Source organism: Petrachloros mirabilis (assembly GCF_975968855.1).
In genome coordinates, this window is the sequence record NZ_CDLUDY010000114.1 from 1 (window position 1) to 5,104 (window position 5,104).

Genomic DNA, 5,104 nt, shown 5'->3' on the forward strand with positions numbered 1-5,104 from the left:
ACGCATCGTCGTGGGAGGGGCCGAGTATTATGCCAATGTCGATCCTCGCGTTCCGGTATCCGATCTGAAGATTGGAACTCAAATTCTGGTCAATGAAGCCTATGCGGTGATAAAAACCCTCGGCTATGATCGAAGCGGGCCGATCTTGAAACTGGCAGAAGCGATGGCTGATGGACGGTTGCGGTTTGAGCAGGAGATGGGGCGGCAATCGCTCATTTTGCAGCGGTCGAGTGATTTGACCGGGGTCGAGTTAGAGGCCGGTGACGAGATCCGAATCGATCCGAGTCATCGGATTGCGATTGAGAAGCTTGAGGATCGGAAGGCGGACAGGCATCTGCTTGACGAAGTACCGAAAGTGACATGGGAACAGATCGGTGGACAAGATGAGGCGATTTCGGCGATCCGGAAGGCGATTGAGTATCCATTACTCCACAGCAAGACGTTCGAACAATTTAAATTTTCGCAGCCGAAGGGGTTTCTCCTATACGGCCCGCCCGGCTGCGGGAAGACTCTGATCGGTCAGGCTGCGGCCGGCAGCCTCTCGAAGTTGGTCGCCGAGTCGAAACCGGAGGAGGAGGAAACGAAAAGCCAACGTCCCCCGGTCACAGGTGGCGCTTTCCTCCATGTGAAAGGGCCGGAGATATTGAACATGTGGCTGGGCGAGTCGGAACGGATGGTCCGTGACCTCTTTGCGCAAGCTCGGGCCCGCCGTAAGGAAGGGGCCCTGCCGTTCATCTTCATCGATGAAGCGGAATCCATTCTCGGGACAAGACGCGCGATGCGGTCGTTCAATATCTCCAATACGCTGGTGCCGATGTTCTGTAGTGAGATGGACGGGATCGAATCGCTCCGGGACGTGGTGATTATCCTCGCGTCGAACCGGCCCGATCTTATCGATCCCGCCGTCCTCAGGCCTGGCCGCATCGATCGGAAGATCAAGGTCGGCAGGCCCAATCGAGAGTCCTCGGCTGAAATCCTCAAGGTGTACGTAACCGAAGACTTACCGATCGATCAGACAGTGATTGCCGAACGAGGGGGAGAGAAGGTCAAGGCCCTTCAGTCTCTGGTAGAGGAGGTCGTGGAAGCGATCTTCAAACGGACCGAAGAGAACCGCCTCCTATCCGTCCGATTGCGCAACGGACAGAGCAAGGTGCTCTATCGCAGTGACTTGATCAGCGGAGCGATCTTGTCTTCGATTGTCCAGCGTGCCAAGGAAAAGGCGATCGATCGGATGATTCGAGGGGATAAACCGGCCAGGGGCTTGGTTGCTCAGGATTTATTGGAATCCGTGGCCGAAGAATTCCGTGAAGGCGAGATGTTGCCGCCGGACGACGCAGCTGAAGAATGGCTGAAGCTGCTTGACCACCATCCGGAACAGGTCGTCGGGATTTCTTCGTTTAGAGGCGGACGGAAGGCGGAAGAACGGGTGATCAGCCAGATTATATGAGTATGGTCTACGCGATTCTCGTATTCGCGAAACTCGCGCCATTGTATATGGCTTTGTCGGACGCGAAGAGTTGAAATCTTTCTGTGGTTTCGTATTGCTGTAAAGGTTAAGGATGCGGTTGTTCGGCATTGAAACCGAATATGGGATTACCCGCGAGGATCTGGAGCAGGTGGATCCGGTTGTCGAGTCGATGGAGTTGGTGCGGGCACATTTGACCGCGTCGTTCGAGCGGCGTTGGGATTATGGTGGAGAGGATCCACACGAAGACGCAAGGGGATTTCGTGTTTCAGGCCTCGCGCAAGATCATGAAGAGGATGAATTCGCTAAGACAGATGCCCATCGGCCATTCTCTTTCCATGAGATGAAGAGCGATCTCGTGCTGCCTAACGGCGCGCGCTTTTACAACGACCATACGCACCCCGAGTACTCCACTCCGGAATGCCGCACACTGAAAGATCTCATTGCGCATGACCGGGCGGGGGAGCGGATCCTTCAACGGGCTGCCAACCGTCGTAATCAGGCTCTTGGCGGTGGTCATGTCCAGCTCTACAAGAACAATACGGATTTCCACGGCCATAGCTACGGATGCCACGACAACTATCTGGTTGACCGCGCAATTCCGTTTTCCCAATTGGTTGCGGGACTGTTGCCGTTTCTTGTGAGTCGACAGGTTTTTGCCGGAGCAGGGAAAGTCGGCATCGAGGCCCAAGAGTCGGGATTCGTTCCCGGCAGGTTCCAGTTGTCGCAACGAGCAGATTTTATGGAAACAGAGTTGAGCGTCGACACGATGCACAACCGGCCGATTCTGAACACGCGAGACGAACCGCATGCGGATCGCCGGAGGTATCGTCGACTCCATCTGATTATCGGCGACGCGAACATGTGCGAATATACGACGGCTCTCAAGATCGGCACGACCCAGTGCATCTTAGAACTGATCGCCCGTGGGGCGGCACCTAGACTCGAACTGGATCAACCGGTCGTGGCAGTCAAGCAGCTCTCGCGCGATCCGGATTTGAAGGCCACCGCGCCGCTTACGACCGGGCGAATGCGTTCCGCTCTAGAGATACAGGAACAATATTGTGAAGAGGCTGGACGGGTTTTGAGCGGGTCTGATCCGGAGGTTGACTGGGTCTTGCGCGAATGGGCCGAGACCCTGCGGTTATTGACACAGGATCGGGGGCGGCTGGTCGGAAAGCTTGATTGGGTAACGAAGCAATGGCTGCTCGAAACCTTTGTGCGGGAGGAGCGCATCGGGTGGGATGATCCCTGGCTTGCAAGTTTGGATTTGGAATACCACAACATGAATCCTGAGCGCGGGTTGTACCTCGGTTTCGAGGCGGAGGGGAAGGCATGGCGTATGACGGCGGAGGCTGATGTCCAAACCGCCCTCTTGAGCGGCCCGTCGGATACACGCGGAGGAATTCGAGGTCTCTGTGTGCGACGATTCTCTGATCAGATCAAGGGGATGCAGTGGGAACGGATTCAATTTTCCGGCGGTCTGTTGCCCAGAACGTTGGAGATGGGTGATCTCTTTGAGCCCAAACAGGTGGAGGCCTGTCGTGAAATTTTTGAGTCAGCTGCATCTCCAGGGGATGCGGTAACGGCATGGAAAACACGAAAGGATCAACGATCATGATTTACCGAACGTTGCCCGAACGCCGTGAAGGTCCCGGGAATCCAATGCCGAAATCTCCAAGCCCATCGGATGAAGGAAGCGGCCCTCGCCGTCCGGAATCAGGTTCTCCGGACAAGGACAACTTGCTGAAACGCATGCGGAAGGTTGATCCCAAGCAGGCGGAACGGTATCGCCAACGAACCGGTGAATAGGCGAAAGGCAGGGACGAAAGGAGAGAGTAAGAGAACGGAGTGGTAGGGGGTTTCCCTTGACCGTTGCCTCGTGCCCCGAACCTGGAGGATATATGGGAATGCAGGGCGATTTTTTCCAGCTACTGAAAGAACAGGGGTATCAATTAGGCGTGCCCGCGACGGCAGGAGCTACCGCGGAAATTCCCACTGCCACGACAATTTTGGCATTCAAATATCGCGACGGCGTGTTAGTGGCAGGAGATCGCCGGGCAACTGCCGGAAACATGGTGATGTATGATCGAACCGATAAGGTCTTAGAAATCGATCGCCACAGCGTCATGGCGATTGCCGGAGTTCCTGCGACGGCCTACGAGATGGTGCGGGTCCTGGAGCATTCCTTTAAGTACTACCGCAGAACGCAGCTCCAAGAGTTGAGTTTTGAGGGAAAGCTCCGGGCGGTATCGAAACTGTTGAAGGAAAATGTCGCGGCGGCCTTGGCGGGGACAGGGGCGGTGGCGCCGATTTTTGCAGGGTACGATTTCGAGCAGGGAGCCGCCAAGATTTATTTTTACGACATCCTCGGAGCAGAATTCGAGGGAGTGGAATATGCCGTCTCAGGGTCCGGTTCGCCGACGATCCGTGGAATTCTCCATTATTTGAATACGTGGGGAGAACAACCGCTGAATCGGCTAACCGAAGAAGAAGCGACCATTCAAGCGCTCCGACTCCTGACGAGTGCCGCGGAATTCGACAGCGCCACAGGCGGGGTGAATCGAGAAGCCAACCTTTATCCTGTCATCAAACTCATCACGCGCGATGGGTTGCAGACGATTCCAGATTCCACCTTGAAACCACTGTTCGAAACGAAGGTATCACGCCATGTATGAAGAACCTTATCGGTGGGTCGAGGCGGTCGGGAACCGCCGTCAGTATTTGGAGGAACAGTTCAAGCAAGGTAGTCCGGTTGTCGCGCTCACGTATGAATGCGGGATCCTTTTACTGACGGTAAGCAAGGGGACACCGAAGCTGTACGAGATTTACGATCGCCTTGCATTAGGCGGGATGGGGCATCCGGCTGATTTGGAAAAGTTGCGATTCAGCCTCTTGGAAATGGCGCATGTGGAAGGTTTTAACCGTTCGCCGTCCGATGTGACGGGAAGCCGGATGGTGAAATATGGCATTGCTCCCGTGATCAAGCAGGCGTTCGAAGAAGTGTTCAAGGCGCCCTTTATCATCAAGATCTTGTTGGCGGAATTGGGACAGAAGGCAGGCCAGGACAGCTTTCTCGTCATCAATTATGACGGGACTTTTGAGGAGGGAAAGAATTGTGCGGTCCTGGCTGCGAATCATTCGGTCGAGGATGGAATGGTGGCTTATTTGCGTGGACAGATGTCCGAATCTATGTCGCTGGAACGGGCGGTCGGAACTGCACTCTCTGCCTGGGCCGTGGGCGATCGTCTCCAAAAGAGGGTTATGAATGAGGAGAGTGAACAGGGCAAAGAAACGGCCGGGCAGGCTTCACCGACTGACACGGGCAGCCTCTATGCCCATATCCGAGAAACCATTGCAGAAAAGTCCATTGAATGTGCGGTGCTCGATCGTACCCAACGAGGTTCGTCAAAGTATCGAACCGTATCGACAGATGAACTAGGCCGTTTGCTCCCGAAAGATCTTTCCGGCTGCCTGTCGTGACGCCATGTTGAACCGCATTTTCGGCCTCGAGACGGAGTACGGACTCCTCATTCATCAAGACCGCCCCGACCATTCACCCACCTGGTTTGCTCACAAGATCCGTGACCATCTGTTCCATATCCAACGGCAGGGGGTGTTGGATCTCCACCACCGCGG

At 55.3% G+C, this 5,104-nt stretch carries 5 protein-coding genes; all 5 read left to right on the top strand.

Translation table 11 applies throughout. The annotated features are described in order from the left end of the window. On the top strand, window positions 1–1,447 hold a 1,447-nt coding region (locus tag ACWVCN_RS04835), incomplete at its 5' end, for an AAA family ATPase (RefSeq protein WP_455244384.1). Window positions 1,448–1,559: 112 nt separating this feature from the next. Further along, the gene (locus ACWVCN_RS04840; RefSeq protein ID WP_455244385.1) at window positions 1,560–3,086 is read left to right on the top strand and encodes a proteasome accessory factor PafA2 family protein; all 1,527 of its coding nucleotides are present in this window, start codon (window positions 1,560–1,562) and stop codon (window positions 3,084–3,086) included. Then, window positions 3,083–3,277 carry a ubiquitin-like protein UBact gene (locus ACWVCN_RS04845; RefSeq protein WP_455244386.1) on the top strand — a complete coding sequence of 65 codons (195 nt, stop codon included), beginning with the start codon at window positions 3,083–3,085 and terminating at the stop codon, window positions 3,275–3,277. Before ACWVCN_RS04840 ends, ACWVCN_RS04845 begins: the two co-directional genes overlap by 4 nt. 92 nt (window positions 3,278–3,369) lie before the next feature. Then, a complete protein-coding gene (locus ACWVCN_RS04850; RefSeq protein WP_455244387.1) occupies window positions 3,370–4,143 on the top strand; it encodes a hypothetical protein in 774 nt (257 codons plus the stop codon). Next, complete coding sequence (locus ACWVCN_RS04855; protein WP_455244388.1) at window positions 4,136–4,948, top strand: hypothetical protein; 813 nt, start codon at window positions 4,136–4,138, stop codon at window positions 4,946–4,948. The genes ACWVCN_RS04850 and ACWVCN_RS04855 overlap by 8 nt, the downstream gene beginning before the upstream one ends. Window positions 4,949–5,104: the final 156 nt, after the last annotated feature.